Source organism: Novosphingobium endophyticum, assembly GCF_014640675.1.
Taxonomy (GTDB): domain Bacteria; phylum Pseudomonadota; class Alphaproteobacteria; order Sphingomonadales; family Sphingomonadaceae; genus Novosphingobium; species Novosphingobium endophyticum.
In genome coordinates this window covers 1-14,351 of the sequence record NZ_BMHK01000054.1, presented here as the reverse complement: position 1 = coordinate 14,351, position 14,351 = coordinate 1, and the positions used below count along the sequence as shown (strand labels likewise).

The 14,351-nt window shown below is 65.5% G+C and carries 12 protein-coding genes; 8 read left to right on the top strand and 4 right to left on the bottom strand.

Annotated elements, in window-relative coordinates; all coding sequences use genetic code 11:
• Positions 1-100 precede the first annotated feature (100 nt).
• Positions 101-1,507: an alginate export family protein gene (locus IEX32_RS19270; RefSeq protein ID WP_188773167.1), complete on the bottom strand. Its 1,407-nt coding sequence runs from the start codon at positions 1,505-1,507 to the stop codon at positions 101-103.
• A gap of 456 nt (positions 1,508-1,963) precedes the next feature.
• Positions 1,964-2,137 (bottom strand): hypothetical protein, encoded by a 174-nt coding sequence (locus tag IEX32_RS19265; RefSeq protein WP_188773166.1) that lies wholly within the window; start codon positions 2,135-2,137, stop codon positions 1,964-1,966.
• Positions 2,138-2,305: 168 nt separating this feature from the next.
• On the opposite strand from IEX32_RS19265, the gene IEX32_RS19260 reads away from it, so the two are divergent.
• From IEX32_RS19260 to IEX32_RS19230, 7 genes are all read left to right on the top strand, one after another.
• Positions 2,306-3,307, top strand: coding sequence for an ArsR/SmtB family transcription factor (locus IEX32_RS19260; RefSeq protein ID WP_188773165.1), 1,002 nt, complete (start codon positions 2,306-2,308; stop codon positions 3,305-3,307).
• Positions 3,304-4,206, top strand: coding sequence for a methylenetetrahydrofolate reductase [NAD(P)H] (gene metF, locus IEX32_RS19255; protein WP_188773164.1), 903 nt, complete (start codon positions 3,304-3,306; stop codon positions 4,204-4,206). Before IEX32_RS19260 ends, metF begins: the two co-directional genes overlap by 4 nt.
• Positions 4,206-5,267: a homocysteine S-methyltransferase family protein gene (locus IEX32_RS19250; RefSeq protein WP_188773163.1), complete on the top strand. Its 1,062-nt coding sequence runs from the start codon at positions 4,206-4,208 to the stop codon at positions 5,265-5,267. The genes metF and IEX32_RS19250 overlap by 1 nt, the downstream gene beginning before the upstream one ends.
• A gap of 150 nt (positions 5,268-5,417) precedes the next feature.
• Positions 5,418-8,138, top strand: coding sequence for a methionine synthase (metH, locus tag IEX32_RS19245; RefSeq protein WP_188773162.1), 2,721 nt, complete (start codon positions 5,418-5,420; stop codon positions 8,136-8,138).
• Between the two features lie 4 nt (positions 8,139-8,142).
• The gene (locus IEX32_RS19240; RefSeq protein ID WP_188773161.1) at positions 8,143-9,066 is read left to right on the top strand and encodes a sulfite exporter TauE/SafE family protein; all 924 of its coding nucleotides are present in this window, start codon (positions 8,143-8,145) and stop codon (positions 9,064-9,066) included.
• Between the two features lie 98 nt (positions 9,067-9,164).
• Positions 9,165-10,949, top strand: coding sequence for a DNA helicase RecQ (gene recQ, locus IEX32_RS19235; protein ID WP_188773160.1), 1,785 nt, complete (start codon positions 9,165-9,167; stop codon positions 10,947-10,949).
• A gap of 120 nt (positions 10,950-11,069) precedes the next feature.
• On the top strand, positions 11,070-11,309 hold the full coding sequence (locus IEX32_RS19230; RefSeq protein ID WP_188773159.1) for a hypothetical protein: 240 nt from the start codon (positions 11,070-11,072) through the stop codon (positions 11,307-11,309).
• A 27-nt stretch (positions 11,310-11,336) separates the two neighbouring features.
• On the opposite strand, the gene IEX32_RS19225 is transcribed toward IEX32_RS19230, so the two are convergent.
• Both IEX32_RS19225 and IEX32_RS19220 read right to left on the bottom strand, forming a co-directional pair.
• Positions 11,337-11,621, bottom strand: a complete 285-nt coding sequence (locus IEX32_RS19225; protein ID WP_188773158.1) for a hypothetical protein — start codon at positions 11,619-11,621, stop codon at positions 11,337-11,339.
• A gap of 120 nt (positions 11,622-11,741) precedes the next feature.
• Complete coding sequence (locus tag IEX32_RS19220; RefSeq protein ID WP_188773157.1) at positions 11,742-13,172, bottom strand: L,D-transpeptidase family protein; 1,431 nt, start codon at positions 13,170-13,172, stop codon at positions 11,742-11,744.
• Positions 13,173-13,347: 175 nt separating this feature from the next.
• Here IEX32_RS19220 and IEX32_RS19215 point away from each other — a divergent pair, with 175 nt between their 5' ends.
• The gene (locus IEX32_RS19215) at positions 13,348-14,271 is read left to right on the top strand and encodes a DMT family transporter (RefSeq protein ID WP_188773156.1); all 924 of its coding nucleotides are present in this window, start codon (positions 13,348-13,350) and stop codon (positions 14,269-14,271) included.
• The last annotated feature ends 80 nt before the right edge of the window (positions 14,272-14,351 follow it).

The window sequence follows — 14,351 nt, the reverse complement described above, 5'->3', positions numbered from 1 at the left end:
CGGTGAAAAAGACGCAGCGCTCTCGCTCGCCTCTGTCACGCTGCAAAGCCCGCAGTCAGCGGATCGGGTCACGAAACCAACGCTTCGTGAATAGGAGAGGCTAGAATGTCGCGATCAGATCAAAGTAGCCATAAAGCGGATTGCCGTTCCGATTTGCGCCAGGCGCCCTGTCGAGAAACCCGCTGGTTAACAGGACGGCAGCGCCGGTATCGACCCGAAGCAGCTTGGGCACGATCCAGTAGCGCGCCCGCGCCTCGACCTGATGCCCCGCAAAGCTGCCCGAAGCGCCGGAGGGATCGCGCACGCCGGTATTCGCGAAACTGTCGGTCGCGCTCTCGAGCCAGGCAGCCCGGTACATGACAAGGCCGTCCCAGCGCTTTTCCGGCGTCACTTCAAGCCTCACCCCGGCCGAGCTGATATTCGCCCGGCTGAGCGGGCCGTAGATCGAGGTCGGTCCGAAATCCGTGCGGCGGGCGCCGTAGAGCGTATCGAACCTGCCGAAGGAACCGTTGGACCCATCGCCCGATGCGCGGTCGTATTCGAACGCGATGCGCGGGCTGCCCGGCATCGCGAACTGATATCCCACGGTAGCGTGTACGAAATAGGCTGAGACGTCCAACTTGGCCGCGCTCGCCGCCTTGCTCGCGCGGATATGGCCGAACTGATAGGCACCCTCGAACTCGTAATCGAATTTCCCGCGTTTCGGCTTGCGATGGAGACGCAGCCCCGGCGTGTAGAGCGTACGATTGCGCGTAGCGACATCGGGCGAATCGTTCTCATCGAGACCATAGAAATAGACCTCGACCGTGGAGCCGTCATGCACCGGCTTGCCGAGGGACACGCCCCAGAAGGTCAGGTCGAAATTCTGGCGGTCCCGCTCAACCTTGTTATCGAGGAGCGAGGCCTTGTCGTCAGGAAGCCGCATCAGCGGAAGCGTGTAGAAGGCGGTGCCGTAGGTGCCGCCGGAACCGTTATACTGTGCCTTGAACCCGAAAAAGGCATTGGTCGTATTGCGAAAATTGTTCCGCGCGACAAGCCGGCGCGATCCCACATCCATCGTGAAGCGGCCCACATCGAGCGTCGTCTCCGACTTGCTGCCAAGCGCCTTTCCCAGATCGAAGCCGACATAGGCCTGGATCAACTCAACCGCATTGACTTCCCCCGTGCCGATGGAACTGCCCGGCCCGGCCGAATAAACGCGCGAATCCATGACCTCAGCGCCGACACGGACGGGGCCTGTATCGTATTCAGCGGTCAGAGATGTGCGCAGAAGCACGATGCTGTCGCTGTCCTTCAGTCCCGGGCGGAACTGGTTGTCCAAAGCTTCGTAACGTATTCGGACGCTGCCCGAGACCTTGAGGTTGTCAGGATCACCGATCGCCTGCTGCAGCGTCCATGCGGCCGCATCACCGTCCTTGCCCCACGCTGCGGGAGCGCCAATGCTCGCGGCGACCATGCCCGAAACCAGCGCCAATCCCTTCCCCGCATCAATCCATTTTCCGGCCACTCTTGTTCTCCTTGCCCCGACCCGAGGGGGCACCCGCGCGGCAACGCCTCCCCTGGCGCATGGGCCCTGGATCGTTCCCCTTGGGATCTCAATTTTCCGGACAGCCCGGCACTTTCTATATCCTGTGAAATATAGAACTCCGGGTTTTCGACATGCGAAGCCGCACCGTCCCCTTGGCACTGCTCAGGTGAATGCGGAAGTTTGGTTGCTTTCCGGCAAGGGCCGCATACGTGGTTTAACTTGGAAAGCCCTTTGACCTCTCGGTCGGCGTTCGTGCCGCGCCGCGCGACTGTCGCAGAAATGACAAATACGGCGGGCAAATAAAAAACCCTCCCGCAAGGGAGGGCTTTTTTCCGCACGAAGGCGGATTGTTTCCGTTGGCCCCGCAAACCTGCGGGCGGAAAGCAACTGGGGGTCGGCGAGCCGGGTTGGGCTGGCGCCGAGCCCCCGGCCGGATTACATCGCCTCGGTGGCTTCCTCGGTCGGAGCATCGGTGGCCATGCCGGTCATCATTTCACCGGGAACGGTTTCAACCGTCTCGGTGCCTTCTTCAACCGGAGCCTCACCACCACAGGCAGAGAGAGCCAGGGCGGCAGCCGACGCGAACGCGGCGTAAGCAATCTTCTTCATGCGAATCCCCTTGCATTGTTTGGCGCAGGCGCCAACGCTTGCAGGCAAGCCTGCAGCGCCATTCTTTAGACGAGACGTTTGTGCAACGCAAATGGGAAGTAGAGGGGTAAGAATCCGCTGAATCCCTAGGGGTTGCACACATATAAAGATATCTTTATATGACTTCGCATGCGGATCGATCCCCTCCTGCGTGCCCTTTCGGAGCCGACGCGCCTGCGCATCATGCGCCTGCTCGCCCATATGGAGCTGGCGGTGGGAGAGCTTGCGCAGGTGCTCGGACAGAGCCAGCCGAGGGTTTCCAGACATATCAGGATTCTGTGCGATGCCGGGCTTGCCGAACGGCGCAAGGAGGGAAGCTGGGTCTTCCTGCGCAGCGCCGTGGGCGAACGCAGCGCGCCGCCGCTGGGCGCCGCCGCCGCCACGCTGCTGACGATCGCCGAACGCGACGACGCGATCTTCGCCGCCCGCTGCGCGGAAGACCGCCGCCACCTCGCCGCGATTCGCGCCGCGCGCGAAGCCAGCGCGGAGGCCTACTTCGCCCGCCATGCCCAGGAGTGGGACACCCTGCGCCTGCTGCACGGCGCCGATGAACCGGTCGAAGCCGCGCTGCTGAATGCGCTGGACGGCCGCGTGCCGGGCCGGTTGCTCGACGTCGGCACCGGCACCGGGCGCATGGCCGAACTGCTCGCCGAGCGTGCCAGCCACGTCACCGCGCTCGACAAGAGCCCGGAGATGCTCCGAATCGCCCGCGCCCGGCTGCAATCCTTCCCCGCGGGCCAGATCGACCTGGTGCAGGGAGACTTCATGGCGCTGCCCTTTGCCGAATCGATGTTCGACACGGTACTGTTCCATCAGGTCCTGCACTTCGCGCAGGAACCGGAAACCGTGCTGGCCGAAGCCGCCCGTGTCACGCGCGAGGGCGGGCACATCGCGGTGGTCGACCTGGCCGCGCACGAGCGCGAGGAATTGCGCGAGCGCCATGCCCATGCCCGCCTGGGTTTTTCTGACGAACAGATGCTCGTCCTGCTTACCGATGCGGGTTTCGAGCCGCAGGCGCCGACGGCGCTTCCCGGCAATCCGCTTACCGTGAAAATCTGGACGGGACGCCGCGGCTCAGGCACGGCGCCCGTCATCGAAGCACATACCCAAGGAAAGGCCGCGCGCCCATGAATGCCCTTATTCGCCCCCTCGAGGCTCCGCTTTTCGCGGACTTGCCGGGCGACATCTCCGTCTCGTTCGAATTCTTCCCGCCCAAGACGGAGAAGATGGAGGCGCAGCTCTGGGATGCGATCACCGAACTCTCGCCGCTCGGCCCGAGCTTCATTTCCGTGACCTACGGCGCCGGCGGCTCCACGCGCGAGCGCACGCATGCCACGGTATCGCGAATCATCCGCGAGACGAGCCTGGTGCCGGCCGCGCACCTGACCTGCGTGGCGGCCAGCAAGGCTGAAATCGACGAAATCGCCGACCAGTACTGGGAGGCGGGCGTGCGCCACGTCGTCGCGCTGCGCGGCGACCCCCCGCCGGCCGACGCCGGCAGGTTCGTGCCCCATCCGGAAGGATATTCCAGCGCCGCCGAACTGGTGGCCGGCCTCAAGGCGCGGCACGACTTCGACATCTCCGTCGCCGCCTATCCCGAAGTCCATCCTGAAGCGCTGAACGCGCAGTCCGATCTCGACAACCTCAAGCGCAAGATCGATGCCGGCGCGAACCGCGCGATCACGCAGTTCTTCTTTTCCACCGACGCCTATTTCCGCTTCCTCGACAAGGCGCACGCGGCCGGGATCGACGCTCCGATCCTGCCCGGCATCATGCCGGTGACGAGCTTCGCCGCGATCCGCCGCATGTCGGGCAACACCGAGATCCCGCGCTGGCTGGAGGCGATGTTCGCCGGGCTCGACGAGCGCCCCGGCCCGCGCGCGCTGGTTGCCGCGGTCGCCGCCGCCGATCTCTGCAAGCGCCTCTACGATGGCGGCGTGCGCGACTTTCACTTCTATACCCTCAACCGCGCCGAGCAGGCCTATGCGATCTGCCAACTCCTCGGCCTGCGCCCCAAGGAGACCACATGATGTCGGCGCGCGAATCGTTCCTCGCCGAGGCTGCCGGACGCATCCTCATCACCGACGGCGCCTTCGGCACCGAAATCCAGGGCTGGAAGCTCGCCGAGGGGGACTATGCCGGCAATCTCGGCCTGACTCACGAGCAGAAGGGCAACAACGACATTCTGGCGCTGACGAAGCCCGAAGTGCCAGAGGCGATTCACCGCGCCTACTTCGAGGCCGGGGCGGATATCGCCGAGACGAATACTTTCAGTGCCAATCGCATCAGCCAGGCCGATTACGGCGCGGAGCACCTGGTGCGCGAGATCAACGTCGAATCGGCCAGACTGGCGCGCAAGGTCGCTGACGAGTTCCAGGCCAAGGACGCCCAAAATGGAATAGAGCGCCCCCGCTTCGTCGCCGGCGCGATCGGCCCCACCAACAAGACGCTCTCGCTCAGCCCCGACGTCAACGATCCGGGCTATCGCGAGATCGACTGGGACACGCTGGTCGACGTCTACAAGGAACAGGCCGCCGCGCTCGTCGAAGGCGGGGCGGACTTCATCCTGATCGAGACGGTGTTCGACACGCTCAACGCCAAGGCCGGGATCATGGCGGTCAAGCAACTGGAGGCCGATCTGGGCCGCGAAGTGCCGATCATGCTGTCGATGACGCTGACCGACCTTTCGGGCCGCAATTTGTCGGGCCACACGGTCGAGGCGTTCTGGCACGCGGTGCGGCACGCGAAACCACTGACGATCGGCCTCAACTGCTCGTTCGGCGCGACACAGCTTCGCCCGCACGTAAAGACGTTGTCGGAAATCGCCGACACGCTGATCATGATCTACCCCAATGCCGGCCTGCCCAACGAACTGGGCGCCTATGACGAAATGCCCGACACCACGGCGGGTTTCGTCAAGGAATGGGCCATCGCCGGACAGGTCAACGTGCTGGGCGGTTGCTGCGGTTCGACCCCCGCGCATATCGCCGCCATGGCCAAGGCCGTCGCCGGCCTGCCCCCGCGCAAGCTGCCGGTGCTGGAGCCGGTGACGCGGCTTGCCGGGCTCGAGCCGTTCATCATGGCGGCATAGGCAAACGCCCCTCCCCGCAAGGAGGAGGGACCACAATCTCCCCTCCCGCTTGCGGGAGGGGCTGGGGGAGGGCCTGCGGGGGCCGCCCGCCCCAGCAACGAACAGGCCCCCCCCCGACCCCTCCCGCAAGCGGGAGGGGGGAGTAACGAGATGAACACGCAGTCTTCCGCCCGCCCCAGTGGCTCCAGCTTCGTCAATATCGGCGAGCGCACCAACGTCACCGGATCGGCCAGGTTCAAGAAGCTGGTCATGGCCGGCGACTACCCCGCCGCCGTCGAAGTCGCCCGCCAGCAGGTGGAGAACGGCGCGCAGGTGATCGACGTCAACATGGACGAAGGCCTGCTCGACGCGGTCGAGGCGATGACCACCTACCTCAAGCTGATTGCCGCCGAACCGGACATTGCCCGCGTCCCCGTGATGGTCGACAGCTCGAAATGGGGGGTGATCGAAGAGGGCCTCAAATGCGTGTCCGGCAAGCCTATCGTCAATTCGATCAGCATGAAGGAGGGCGAAGAACCGTTCCTCGAGCAGGCGCGCAAATGCATGACCTACGGCGCCGCCGTGGTGGTCATGGCGTTCGACGAAACGGGACAGGCGGACACCAGGGAACGCAAGGTCGAGATCTGCAAGCGCGCCTACAAGCTGCTCACCGGCATCGGCTTCCCGCCCGAGGACATCATCTTCGATCCCAACATCTTCGCCGTCGCCACCGGCATCGAGGAGCACGACCGCTATGCGCTGGACTTCATCGAGGCGGTGAAGGAAATCCGCGAGGCCTGCCCGCACGTCCACTTCTCGGGCGGGCTGTCCAACCTCTCGTTCAGCTTCCGCGGCAACGAGACGGTGCGCCGGGCGATGCACTCGGTATTCCTCTACCACGCTATTCCCGCCGGGCTCGACATGGCGATCGTCAATGCCGGCCAGCTCGACGTCTACGACCAGATCGACCCGGTGCTGCGCGAGGCCTGCGAGGACGTGATCCTGATGCGGCGCCCCCCAAACTCCGAAAATGGCGTGGGCGAGGACGGCAAGACCGCGACCGAGCGCCTGATCGAGCTGGCCGAAAGCTACAAGGGCAAGGACACCGTGGCCGAGAAGGCGGCCGAGGAATGGCGCGGCTGGGAAGTGACCAAGCGGCTCGAACATGCGCTGGTCAAGGGCATCGACATGTATGTCGTGGAGGATACCGAGGAGGCGCGCCAGGCCGCCTTCGACCGGGGCGGACGGCCCATCGAGGTCATCGAAGGCCCGCTGATGGACGGCATGAACGTGGTCGGCGACCTGTTCGGCAGCGGCAAGATGTTCCTGCCGCAGGTCGTGAAATCCGCGCGCGTGATGAAGAAGGCCGTCGCCCACCTCATCCCCTTCATCGAAGCGGAAAAACAGGAAGGCGCCAAGGCCAAGGGCCGCATCATCATGGCCACCGTGAAGGGCGACGTGCATGACATCGGCAAGAACATCGTCGGCGTCGTCCTGCAGTGCAACGGCTACGAGGTGATCGACCTGGGCGTCATGGTGCCCTGGACCAAGATTCTCGAATCGGCGAACGAGAACGACGCGGACATCATCGGCCTCTCCGGCCTCATCACGCCTTCGCTCGACGAGATGGTGACCGTGGCCGAGGAAATGCAGCGCGCCGAAATGAACATCCCGCTGCTGATCGGCGGGGCGACCACCAGCAAGGTCCACACCGCGCTGCGCATAGATCCCGCCTATGAAGGCCCGGTGATCCATGTGCTCGACGCCAGCCGCGCGGTGGGCGTGGCCTCGCAGCTTCTCTCCGACACGCAGGCCGAAGGTTTCAAGTCCTCGGTAGCGATCGATTACGAGAAAGTGCGCGAGGCGCGGGCGAACAAGGGCCAGTCTGAACTGCTGTCGCTCGCCGACGCGCGCGAAAATGCCTTCCCCGCCGATTTCGCGCAAAAGGCGCCCGCGCCGGTACAGCCCGGCCTGCACGTGCTTGAGGACTGGGATCTGGCCGATCTGGTCGAAACCTTCGACTGGACGCCGTTCTTCCGTGCGTGGGAGCTGGCGGGCACTTATCCGAAGATTCTCGATGATGAAGTCGTCGGCGAAAGCGCACGCGGCCTGTTCGCGGACGCCAAGGCGATGCTGGAAAGGATCATTTCCGAAAAATGGCTGACCGCCAAGGGCGTCTGCGCCTTCTGGCCCGCGCGGCGCGATGGGGATGACATTGTTCTTCCCTCACCGTTCGGTTCGAGCGAAGTCGAGAACCGCAAGCGCGAAGGTGTCTCGACTTCGTTCGACACGAACGGTGACGTGAGGCTTCCCTTCCTGCGCCAGCAGTTCAAGAAGTCGCGCGGCCGCGCCAATTTCTGCCTGTCCGACTTCATCGACACCGAAAACGACTGGCTCGGCGGCTTCGCGGTGGGCATCCACGGCATCGAACCGCATCTGGAACGCTTCAAGGCCGCGCATGACGATTATTCGGACATCCTCCTCAAAGCCCTAGCCGACCGCTTCGCCGAGGCCTTTGCCGAGCGCCTGCACCAGTACGTGCGAACCACGCTGTGGGGCTATGCACCGGGCGAGCAGCTCACCAACGAGGCCCTGATCCGCGAGGAATATCGCGGGATCCGCCCCGCGCCGGGCTATCCGGCATGCCCGGACCATTCGCTGAAACCCATCCTGTTCGACCTGCTGAAGGCGCAGGACAACGCCGGGATCGTGCTCACCGAAAGCCAGGCCATGCTGCCGACGGCGGCCGTTTCCGGCTTCTACTTCGCTCACCCGGAAAGCCAGTACTTCGGCGTCGCCCGCATCGGGCGGGACCAGCTCGAGGACTATGCCGCGCGGCGCGGCGTGGACCTGCCGACGGCCGAGCGCTGGCTGCGCCCGAATCTGGACTGACCGGTTGGAAAGACCCGCGCCGCGCATTGTCGCTCCCGGAGCGGCGCTGCTGCTGATCCTCTACCTGTTGTACTGGTTCATCGGCCGGCCCGAGCTGGAACAGCTTCTCCGCCTCTGGCCGCTGCCTGCGGTCGGCGTGATCGGCGCGGTCATCGCCAACACGTCGGGCACCGGCGGCGGCGTTGTTTTCGTGCCGGTGTTCAACGCCCTGCGAGAGCTTTCGGTACTCGACCTTTCTCCGGTTCAGGTGACCGCAGCCTCATTCGGCATTCAGTCCATGGGCATGTCGATGGGAGCGCTCCGCTGGACCGACAGGCTGCTCCACCAGCGCCATTACGCGTTGCTTCCGGGGCATGCCTGGGTCGAACGCCGCGACTTCGTCAAGGTCGTCAGCGCGGTCCTGGTGCTCTCGCTTCCGGCGATGCTGGCGACCCAGCGCCTCGCCCGGTTCGACAGCCACGACGTGCTGATGGCCTACAAGCTGTTCTCGATCGTTCTGGGAACGGCACTCGTTATCCTGACCTGGACCATCAACCGCAACAGGCCGGAAAAAGCGCGGCTCGAGCCGGTCGATCTTGCCGCGATCATGCTGCTGGCGATTCCGGGCGGGTTCATCACTGCGCAGTTCTCGGTCGGCATCGGTGAGCTGGTCGCGCTCTACCTGTTCTGCCGGCATTACCCGGTCCTGCTGTGTACCGGCGCAGCCTGCGTGATTTCCGCCGTGAGCGTGCTGGCCGGTCTGCCCTTTCACATCGCCGCCGGCAACGTACCCTGGGCGGTGGTCCTTCTCGCCGGCCCCGGCGCCGCGCTCGGGGGATTTCTCGCCCGGCCCGTCGCGCTCTTTCTGGGCGCGCGCAGATTGAAGACCTGCGACGGCCTGTGGATCGTGTGCTCGGCGGTTTACCTGCTCTACCTCGGCAGGCGTTAGCCCGGCGAGGACAATGCATCCCGTGCCCGCCTCCGCGCTCACAGAAAATTACCGGCAAGGCGTTTTCAGCCGGCGCCCCAGTCTGCCATAAGCGCCCCGTGCCTGACGCCGACCTTCTTCCCGACGCGCTCGATGCCCTTCACGCCACTTTCGGCTTCACCGCCTTTCGCGGCGTCCAGGAGGACGTGGTGGCGCGCGTCCTTTCCGGGCAATCCACCCTCGCGGTCATGCCCACCGGTGCGGGCAAGTCGCTGACCTACCAGCTTCCGGCGGTCATGCTGGAGGGAACCTGCGTCGTCGTCAGCCCGCTGATCGCATTGATGCACGATCAGCTCCGCTCGGCGAGCGCGAACGGCATCCGCGCCGCGACGCTCACCAGCGCCGACGCCGACCGCGAGCTGACCATCGACCGCTTTCGGGGCGGCGAACTGGACTTGCTCTACGTCGCTCCCGAACGTGCCAGCCAGCCGCATTTTCGCGAACTGCTTTCGCGCGCACGGATCGCGCTCTTCGCGATCGACGAGGCGCACTGCGTCTCTGAATGGGGCCACGATTTCCGGCCCGATTACCGCCTGCTCAGGCCCCTGCTCGACGCTTTCCCCGAGGTGCCGCGCCTCGCCCTGACGGCAACCGCCGACCACCACACCCGCGCCGACATCCTCGCCCAGCTCGGCATTCACGAGGATGGGCTGATCGTCGCCGGGTTCGACCGCCCGAACATCCGCTATGCCATCCGCCCACGCGACAATGCAGCGCGCCAGCTCAAGGCGCTGCTCGACGAGAACCCCGGCCCCGGCATCGTCTATGCCCCGACCCGCGCCCGCGTCGAACAGCTTGCGGAGAAGCTCGCCGCCGCCACCGGGCGCCGCGTCCTGCCCTATCATGCCGGTCTTGCGCCCGAAGTGCGCGCGCGCAACCAGGCCGCCTTCGTCGCCTCGGAAGACATGGTGATGGTCGCCACGGTCGCGTTCGGCATGGGCATAGACAAGCCCGACGTGCGCTTCGTCGCCCATGCCGGCATCCCCAAGTCGATCGAGGCATACTATCAGGAAACCGGTCGCGCCGGTCGCGACGGCGATCCCTCGCTGGCGGTCATGTTCTGGGGCGCGGATGATTTCGCCCGCGCGCGCATGCGCCTGTCCGAGGTCGAGCAACACCGCCAGCAGTCGGAACGCCAGCGCCTCGACGCGCTTGCCGCCCTCGTCGAAACCGCGCAGTGCCGCCGCGCCGTGCTGCTGCGCCATTTCGGCGAGGAGCCGCCCCAGCAGTGCGGAAACTGCGACAATTGCCTCGAGCCGGCGGGCGTCGTCGACGTCAGCGAACTGGCCCGGAAGCTGCTTTCGGCCGTATACCGGACCGGACAGTCCTACGGACTCGGCCATCTCGAAAAGGTGCTGACCGGCGTATCCGACGACCGGGTAATCCAGCGCGGGCATGACCGGCTCTCGGTCTTCGGCATCATGACGGAGGACGAAAAGCCGCTGCTCAAGCCCCTGTCGCGCGCGCTCCAGGCGCGCGGCAGCCTGGTGCCGACCGAACACGGCGGCCTCGCGCTCGGGGATGACGCCCGTGCGATCCTGAAGGGCGAGGCGAACGTGCCGATCGTCGTGCCGCCCAAACGCGAACGCAAGCGGCGCGGCAGCCGCGACGGCGGCGCCAACCCTGTCGGCGATCCGCTGTTCGACGCCCTGCGCAACCTGCGGCGCGACCTTGCGCAGGAAGCAGGGGTGCCGCCCTATGTCATCTTCCACGATTCGACCTTGCGTGAAATGGCGGCCGCGCGGCCATCATCGCTCGCCGAGCTGGGGGAGATCGGCGGCGTCGGCACGCGCAAGCTGGACGCCTACGGGGACGCTTTCCTTACGGTGATCCGCCAGTCGTAGGCCGATCTCCTTTCCCATGACGGGAAACGCCCGATCTGTTACGATAGGCCGGTCATCGATGCGATGACGCATCGAGGCTCCAGGCACCGGCCCCCGTTCGATACATAGGGAGAGGCGGCGATGGCACTCATAATACTGGGCGCATTGCTGATGATCGTCGGCGTTGCGCTGGCGGCGGTAAAAAGCGCCGGTCGCGGCCGGTTGAGCAAGCCGCCGGACACCACCGACGACGAATCGCGCGACACGCTGGAACCCCGGGGTCCGGGGAAACGACTCAGCATCAAGGCCGACCTGCCGGGCATCGCCCTGCTGGTCGTGGGCGGCATTCTCATTTTTGCCGGAGCCGCTGGCTACGCGTGAGAACCGGCCGTGGACGACCGGGAGGCGCTACCCCTCGCGCTTGGCAAAAGTCACCGGAACCGCGAGCCGCGACGGCAGGTCGGGCGAGGCAATCCGCGATTCGGTGCCGTTCTCGTGGATCAGCACGGCGCGCCCGACACCCGGCGTCGCGACGACGGCGGTGACGCTGTCGACCCAGGCGTGAAGGATCTCCTTGGCACGCGCCAGCGCCGCCGCTTCGGTAGTGACATCGCCCGATGCCTCGAGTTCGGATTCGAGCTCGACAACCCGGGAAATCGCTTCCTCGATGCGGCTCGGGGATTTCTCGGTCATGGCGGGTCCTCTCGGCTATGGGGGCGTCCGGCCTAGGTGGAACAGTCCCGCAGGCCGTGCAAGCACCCTCGGCCCCGCAATCGCCTACGCGTTGTGGTATCCCGGCGCGTCTCCCCGCCGTCAGAGCGGATTATCGAGCTCTATGATCTCTTCGTCGCTGGTGCGCTGCGTCGTCTTCAACTGGCGCGGCTGCCGGAAGCTTTCCAGCACCGGCTCGTCGCGGCCGTAAATGTCGTCGAACTGCTGGAGCTGCCCGTCGATCGAGCGAGCCATGGTGAAATAGGTAAGATAGACCGGGAAAGTCCGGGTCATCTCGACCTTGGTATATGCCCCCGAGCGCGAAATCTCGGCTGCCTCGGTCCCGGACATTTCGGCACCGAGGATGGCCATGGTCATGCCCAGCTCGACCGCGCGCTCGGTGCGGATGCAGCCGTGGCTATAGGCGCGGACCGGATCGTCGAAGTACTGCTTCGAGGGCGTGTCGTGAAGATAGATGGCGTGCGAATTCGGCATGTCGATCTTCATCAGGCCGAGTGCGTTGTTCGGCCCCGGCTGCTGGACCACGTAAATCGTGCCGTCTGCGCCGCGCGTCGCCTTGTAACCCTGGCCGCGGGCCCAGGCCGGGTTGTTGAGCACTTTCATGCCCAGTCCCTCGCCTTTCACGATCGACTGCGGCACTGTCCAGGTCGGGTTGAAGACGACCGCCGTCACCGTCTCGGCAAGCTGCGGCGTCGCCGTGCGGCCCGGCTTGCCGACGACCGTGCGATAGGTGCGGATGATCTTGTTCCTGACCGTCAGGCGCAGCTGGAACTCGGGCACGTTGGTGAGCAGATAGACGTCGCCCAGGTCCCGCGCGAGCCAGCGCCAGCGGTCCATATTGGTCCGGATCAGGGCGCGACGCGCCTTGTCGGTCGCCGGCACCGTGCCCAGCGCGGCCTTGAGCGCGGCATAGTCCGGCACCGTGGGCGCCAACCGGTCTACGATGCCGCGCACGTCATGGTCGGCCAGCGCCTGGGCCATGAGCTCGGCGGTGGGCATCTGGTCCCGGTCCGGGTCGACGGCGAACCACTGCACGCGCGCCTCCACCGGCGTGCGCCCGTCGCGCAAGTCCTCGATCAGCCAGCCGAAGACCCTGCTCGCCAACTGGTCGAGGTCGTCGCCCTCACCCCTGGCTATCGCGGCCTTGAGGGCGGCCGGCTGATAGTCGGCCGGGATCAGGCCCTCCTTGCCGATATACTCGATGGTGGCGAGCAGGTCCTTCGCATTGGCGAGCGACCAGGACATGACCGGCTCGGCGAGGAACAGCGGCTGGACCACCGGCTCGGATATCGTCCCGGCGCCATCGCCTGTCGGCGCCTGGCCGGGAAGCCGGACCGGCGACTGCATCGGCACGGGGGCCGGCGTCGAACTCGGGGACGGTGCAGGCTCGCCGGGCAGGATGTCCTCCGGCATCTGCGGGGTGATCCGCTGCGCCAGAACGGGCTGCGCCATCAGGGTTGCCGCCACGACAAAAGAGAGAACCGTACCCCCCAGCTTCTTGAAACTCGCCATATTTTCCGAAACCTGCCCGTTCTTCTGCAAAGGTGGATGCCTGCGGCCAACGGGGTCCGTCAGGCACTTGCCGCCTCGATTTGCCCCCAGTTTGCCCCATCATCAAGGATTTGTCCTGTCGCTGCGATGAATTGCTTGCGCACAACTTCGCGGGACCCGAAAGGCAGGGGCAACGATGTCCGCCGATTCATCCCGTTTACAGGCTCCGGTGCTGCCCATTCTTTCGGTCTGCATCGGGATCGCCACGTTCAGCGCCATGGACGCGGCGATGAAGAGCGCCTCGATCGCCATCGGGGTGTTTACCGCGCTGCTGCTGCGCAACCTCTTCGCCACGCTGCTGACCCTGCCGCTCTGGCTGCTTGCGGGACGCCCGATGCCGAGCAGGGCGGTGCTGCGCATCCACGCCCAGCGCGCCGCGATCATCGCGGTCATGGCCAGCCTGTTCTTCTATGGCCTGGTACGCGTGCCCATGGCAGAGGCGATCGCCATTTCCTTCGTCGCGCCGATCATGGCGCTCTACTTCGCCGCGCTGCTTCTGGGCGAGAAGATCCGCCCGCGGGCGATCCTGGCTTCGGTTCTCGGCATCTTCGGCGTGCTGGTGATCGGCGCCGGCCGCTTCGGACCGGGCGAACTTTCCGCCGAAGCGATCAAGGGAACCGCGGCGATCCTCGTCTCGGCGATGTTCTATGCCCTCAACCTGGTATTCCAGCGCAAGCAGGCGCTGGTGGCCGGGCCGGTCGAGATCGCGCAGTTCCAGAACCTTATCGTGACGTTGATATTCATGGTCTTCGCGCCATGGCTGGCGGTCGTTCCCGACGCGGCCAGCCTGCGCATGACGCTGGCCGGCGCCGCGCTGGCGACAACGGCGATCCTGTTCCTGTCCTGGGGCTATGCCCGCGCCGAGACGCAAGTGCTGGTCGCGGCGGAATATACCGGTTTCCTCTGGGCGGCGTTGTTCGGGTGGCTCATGTTCGGCGAGGAGGTGGGCCTGCCGACGATCGCGGGGGCGGGCCTGATCGTCATCGGCTGCTGGATAGGCGCGAGAAACATGCCGCCCGGCCCCCTGGATGAGGGCAGGGGAATCGCATTTGAAAAATAGGTGTGGCGCGTAGGGTAAGAATGGATTCTTTGGCAGGCCTCACAATTGGGGAGGTCTGATGTCCTGGTTTGCCTGTGTGT

Bases quoted from the DNA above. Each gene is read 5' to 3' on its own strand.
- IEX32_RS19265 (WP_188773166.1), bottom strand. From the start codon at position 2,137: ATGAAGAAGATTGCTTACGCCGCGTTCGCGTCGGCTGCCGCCCTGGCT.
- IEX32_RS19260 (WP_188773165.1), top strand. From the start codon at position 2,306: ATGCGGATCGATCCCCTCCTGCGTGCCCTTTCGGAGCCGACGCGCCTG.
- metF (WP_188773164.1), top strand. From the start codon at position 3,304: ATGAATGCCCTTATTCGCCCCCTCGAGGCTCCGCTTTTCGCGGACTTG.
- IEX32_RS19250 (WP_188773163.1), top strand. From the start codon at position 4,206: ATGTCGGCGCGCGAATCGTTCCTCGCCGAGGCTGCCGGACGCATCCTC.
- metH (WP_188773162.1), top strand. From the start codon at position 5,418: ATGAACACGCAGTCTTCCGCCCGCCCCAGTGGCTCCAGCTTCGTCAAT.
- IEX32_RS19230 (WP_188773159.1), top strand. From the start codon at position 11,070: ATGGCACTCATAATACTGGGCGCATTGCTGATGATCGTCGGCGTTGCG.
- IEX32_RS19225 (WP_188773158.1), bottom strand. From the start codon at position 11,621: ATGACCGAGAAATCCCCGAGCCGCATCGAGGAAGCGATTTCCCGGGTT.
- IEX32_RS19220 (WP_188773157.1), bottom strand. From the start codon at position 13,172: ATGGCGAGTTTCAAGAAGCTGGGGGGTACGGTTCTCTCTTTTGTCGTG.
- IEX32_RS19215 (WP_188773156.1), top strand. From the start codon at position 13,348: ATGTCCGCCGATTCATCCCGTTTACAGGCTCCGGTGCTGCCCATTCTT.